Genomic DNA, 4,581 nt, shown 5'->3' on the forward strand with positions numbered 1-4,581 from the left:
ACGTACACACTGTTCAACATATGCTTTAACTGCCGATTATCGTGACAATTTTATAATCACCAAAGAGAATAACAGCGAATCTATATTCGAAATTCAATTCAGTGAAAACCAGTCAGAAAGTACTGATGATGATGTGGATGAATCAAGAATAAATAACACAGGTACCTCTATTTCTCAGTTCTTTGCGCCTCCGGGTGTTGGTTTCTCGGATGGTGCTGCCCGCAGATGGGTAATTGATGAGTTTTTACAGGAAAGAACAGTTGCAAATGCTCAGGATCCGCGTTTAGCTGCATCATTCATTTTTAATAATGCCAACCCTGCTGGCCCAGCTGCAACTATTGTTTATGGCCAAACTTTCCAAAGCAGATATGGAACTGGTCCTGATGCAAATGGTGTATGGTTCCGGAAGCTGTTAAATGATCACTGGAAAAATCAGGAAGGATTTCGCTCTCCAAATAACTATCGCTTAATTCGTTATGCTGATGTGTTATTGATGTATGCGGAATGTTTAAATGGTTTAAACAGAACTGCTGAAGCTTATCCATTGGTTGATAGAGTGAGACAAAGAGCTGGTTTAGCTACTTTGACAGCTGCAAAACCAGGCTTAAACCAGGCACAATTTTTAACACAACTAAAACACGAACGTTTAACAGAATTGGCCGGAGAAGGATGGCGCTGGGCAGATTTACAACGTTGGGGCGATTTAAGTCCTGCATTAGCAACCAGAGATGCGGATTTTACAGGCTTCATTGTTGGCAAACATGAAGTTTATCCAATTCCACAAAGTGATATTGATTTAAACTCGAATTTAACGCAAAATCCTAAATATTAATTAAAAAGGTTAGTGGCTTGCTGCTAACCTTTTAAACATTTCCTATTATGAACAAATTCACATCAAAAGGATTAAAACTTCACATGCTTTGGCTCGCACTATTTGTTTCTGTGAGTCTTTCTTGTGGCAAGTCGAGTAATCCAACACCAGTTGATCCGGTACCACCTACAACGGTAAGTACCTTTTCCAACCCGCTGATGAATGGGGCAGACCCTTCCGTTTTTCAAAAAGATGGTGTTTATTATTATCTTCAAACCAATGGAAGTTCTATTAATTTATGGAGCACTACGGCTATGTCTAAGTTGAGTACTGCAGTACCAAAAACCGTTTTCACTCCGGTTGCTGGTGCAGCAAACTCCAGAAATGTTTGGGCGCCAGAATTATACTTTTTTGATGGTAAATGGTATATCTACTACACCGCAGGTAACGGGGCAGACATTAACCAAAGAACATGGGTTTTAGAAAATAGCAGTCCTGATCCAACAACCGGAACGTGGGTTGATAAAGGAAAAATATTTAGTCCAAGCGCTGATTTTTGGGCCATAGATGGTTCTGTACTCGAAGTAAATGGAAGCAGATATTTTCTTTGGTGTGGAAGACCGGATGTAACGAATGTGAATTTGACACAAAATATTTACATCGCTAAAATGACAAATCCTTATACCTTAGAGGGTACGGCGACAAAATTAACTGAGCCTGAATTTGGCTGGGAGAAAAATGGATTTGGCGTAAATGAAGGTCCACAAGCCTTAACATCTCCAGATAATAAAACTTTTATTATTTATTCGGCGAGTTATTGCGGTACAGATGATTATGCTTTGGGGCAGCTAGCGTTAAAAGCCGGGGGAAACCCATTGGTAAAAGCAGATTGGACAAAATCTACTCAGCCGGTATTTACGAAACAGCCGCAAAGCAATGCCTTTGGCCCCGGTCATAATTCCTTTTTTAAATCTCCGGATGGGAAGGAAAATTGGATCATTTACCATGCAAATTCTGCAACTAACCAAGGTTGTGCTGATCAAAGAAATGTGAGGATGCAGAAGTTTACATTTAAGGCAGATGGCAGCCCTGATTTTGGCGTGCCAGTAGCCACCGGATTACAGATTAGCAGACCTTCTGGAGAAAAGTAATATGAATAAACACATTAAAAAAATAAAAATTTCGCTTGCCTTCCTGTTTCTTTTTGTTGCACAGGTAAGCATTGCGCAAACATTTACTAATCCACTGCTTCCCTCTGGAGCCGATCCGTGGAGCATTTACAAAGATGGCTATTACTATTATACCCATTCTATGCAAAACAAACTGGTCATTTGGAAAACGAAAAATCTGGCTGATTTGAAAACCGCAGAGAAGAAAACCATTTTTGTACCACCGCCCAATACAGCTTACTCAAAAGAACTTTGGGCGCCTGAAATCCATTTTATTTCAGGAAAATGGTATGTTTATTTTGCTGCGGATGACGGAAATAACAACAACCACAGAATGTATGTGCTTGAAAATTCATCAAAAGATCCGTTAAAAGGGAACTGGGTTTTCAAAGGCAAAGTGGGTGATGCCACAAATAAATGGGCAATTGATGGATCGGTATTCACTTATCAAAAACAGCTCTATATGATTTGGGCTGGCTGGGAAGGCGACATCAATCAGAAGCAAGAAATTTACATTGCAAAAATGAAAAACCCATGGACAATTGATGGAGAAAGACATAAAATATCTTCACCACAATTTGAATGGGAAAAACATGGTGATTTAAATGATCCCGGAAATCCACCACATGTTGATGTAAATGAAGGTCCTCAAATCCTCATAAATAAAGGAAAAGTATTTTTAATTTATTCTGCAAGCGGTTGCTGGACGGATTTTTATGCGCTTGGCATGTTAACGTTGAAAGGGAATGATATTTTGGATGTAAATTCATGGGTAAAAAGCACCCAGCCTGTTTTCAAGCAATCGCCAGAAAATGGCGTTTATGCACCAGGTCATAATTCCTTTTTTAAATCTCCGGATGGAAAAGAAGATTGGATTTTGTATCATGCAAACTCTGGTCCGGGTCAGGGTTGCGGCGGAAAGCGTTCGCCAAGGGCACAAAAATTTACCTGGAACGCTGATGGATCTCCAAATTTTGGTATTCCCGTTAAAACTGATCAGGAACTTAAAATTCCATCAACAAAAAAAATAATACTGATGTTGATGCAGGGGCATCAACTAAATTTTATAACATATGAACAGATACTTTAAATATTTATTGCTGGCACTGTGTACCATTGCAACAGTTGCAAACGCTCAGGAAGCAACACCTGTTGTAGGCAAAGTTTGGTCAATAGAGAAGGCTAATGCCTGGTACAAACAATACAAATGGATTAACGGTGCAGATTTTTTGCCGAGCACGGCCATCAACCAGTTGGAAATGTGGCAGGCAGATACCTTTGATGCTGCCACAATTGATAAAGAATTAGGATGGGCAGAAAGTATTGGCTTTAATACCATGAGGGTTTACTTGCATAGTTTAGCCTGGAAACAGGATAAAGAAGGATTTAAGAAGAGAATGGATCAATATTTATCCATCGCTGATAAACATAAAATTAAAACGGTTTTTGTGTTTTTTGATGATTGCTGGAATAAACAAGCAACGCCTGGAAAGCAGCCAGCTCCAAAACCAGGTATTCATAACTCTGGCTGGGTACAAGATCCTGGAGATCCTGATTCAAAACAGGAAGCAAATTTTCCTGCTTTAGAAAAATATGTAAAAGATGTAATGACTCGTTTTAAATCAGATAAGCGCATTTTGCTATGGGATTTATACAACGAGCCAGGTAATTCTGGAAAGTTAACAAGTTCATATCCATTGCTTAAAGCTGTATTTACCTGGGCAAGGGCTGTAAATCCTGAGCAACCGATTAGTGCCGGCCTTTGGGCATGGGATTATAAACAGTTAAATGCATTTCAGGCTTTAAATTCTGATGTGATTACTTACCACGATTACGAGGAGCCACAGTGGCATCAAAGGGTAATTGATATGTTAAGATCTCATGGCAGGCCGATGATTTGTACCGAATATATGGCCCGTACCAGAGGCAGCCGCTTCGAAAACGTAATGCCAATCTTGAAAAAGGAGAATATTGGAGCCATTAACTGGGGTTTGGTTGATGGAAAATCGAATACTAAATATGCCTGGGATACTCCATTGCCAAATGGAGAGGAACCTAAAGAATGGTTTCATGAAGTTTTTAGAAAAGATGGAACACCTTACAAAAAAGAGGAAGTAGATTTGATTAAAAAACTAAATGATATAAAATAGTGCGCCTACACAATAAAGATCGCTATATTGTGTAGCCTATCTAGCCATTTATTTATGATAATTAAAAAATTAAGCAGGGCGATAGCCCTGCTACTTTTTTGGGGTGTTTTTTTTACACCAATAGCTCAAGCTCAAAAAATATTTTTCAGGCATTATACTGTTTCTGATGGTTTGTGTGCTAACACCATCTGGGATATCGAACAAGATAATCAAGGTTATATGTGGTTTGGCACCAAGTATGGCTTGAGCAGATTTGATGGCTACGATTTTAAATCCTTTCAATACCAAAAGGGTGTTCCAGGTAGCATTGGAAATAACTTTATTCGCAAAATATTTAAGTACGATGCCAAAACTTTCTGGATCGGCACCGATGAAGGTATTTACATTTTCAATCTGGAAACAGAAAAGTTTACACTTTTTAAACCACTTCAAAATTCTTTTATCAACGATA

At 38.9% G+C, this 4,581-nt stretch carries 5 protein-coding genes; all 5 read left to right on the top strand.

The genetic code is table 11. The features are described 5' to 3' along the window. A partial coding sequence (locus ON09_RS22750; protein WP_010603372.1) for a RagB/SusD family nutrient uptake outer membrane protein occupies positions 1-832 on the top strand: 832 nt, incomplete at its 5' end. A 47-nt stretch (positions 833-879) separates the two neighbouring features. Continuing rightward, positions 880-1,962 (top strand): glycoside hydrolase family 43 protein, encoded by a 1,083-nt coding sequence (locus ON09_RS22755; protein WP_010603373.1) that lies wholly within the window; start codon positions 880-882, stop codon positions 1,960-1,962. 1 nt (position 1,963) lies between these two features. Beyond that, positions 1,964-3,070 carry a glycoside hydrolase family 43 protein gene (locus ON09_RS22760; protein ID WP_010603374.1) on the top strand — a complete coding sequence of 369 codons (1,107 nt, stop codon included), beginning with the start codon at positions 1,964-1,966 and terminating at the stop codon, positions 3,068-3,070. Further along, positions 3,054-4,130 carry a cellulase family glycosylhydrolase gene (locus tag ON09_RS22765; RefSeq protein WP_010603375.1) on the top strand — a complete coding sequence of 359 codons (1,077 nt, stop codon included), beginning with the start codon at positions 3,054-3,056 and terminating at the stop codon, positions 4,128-4,130. Before ON09_RS22760 ends, ON09_RS22765 begins: the two co-directional genes overlap by 17 nt. A gap of 54 nt (positions 4,131-4,184) precedes the next feature. Next, positions 4,185-4,581: ligand-binding sensor domain-containing protein (locus ON09_RS22770; protein ID WP_010603376.1), on the top strand; the 397-nt coding region annotated here is incomplete at its 3' end.

The sequence above is a fragment of the Pedobacter agri PB92 genome, from assembly GCF_000258495.1.
Taxonomy (GTDB): domain Bacteria; phylum Bacteroidota; class Bacteroidia; order Sphingobacteriales; family Sphingobacteriaceae; genus Pedobacter; species Pedobacter agri.

Excerpts from the sequence above, each read along its gene's own strand:
- ON09_RS22755 (WP_010603373.1), top strand. The coding sequence starts at position 880 with ATGAACAAATTCACATCAAAAGGATTAAAACTTCACATGCTTTGGCTC.
- ON09_RS22760 (WP_010603374.1), top strand. The coding sequence starts at position 1,964 with ATGAATAAACACATTAAAAAAATAAAAATTTCGCTTGCCTTCCTGTTT.
- ON09_RS22765 (WP_010603375.1), top strand. The coding sequence starts at position 3,054 with ATGAACAGATACTTTAAATATTTATTGCTGGCACTGTGTACCATTGCA.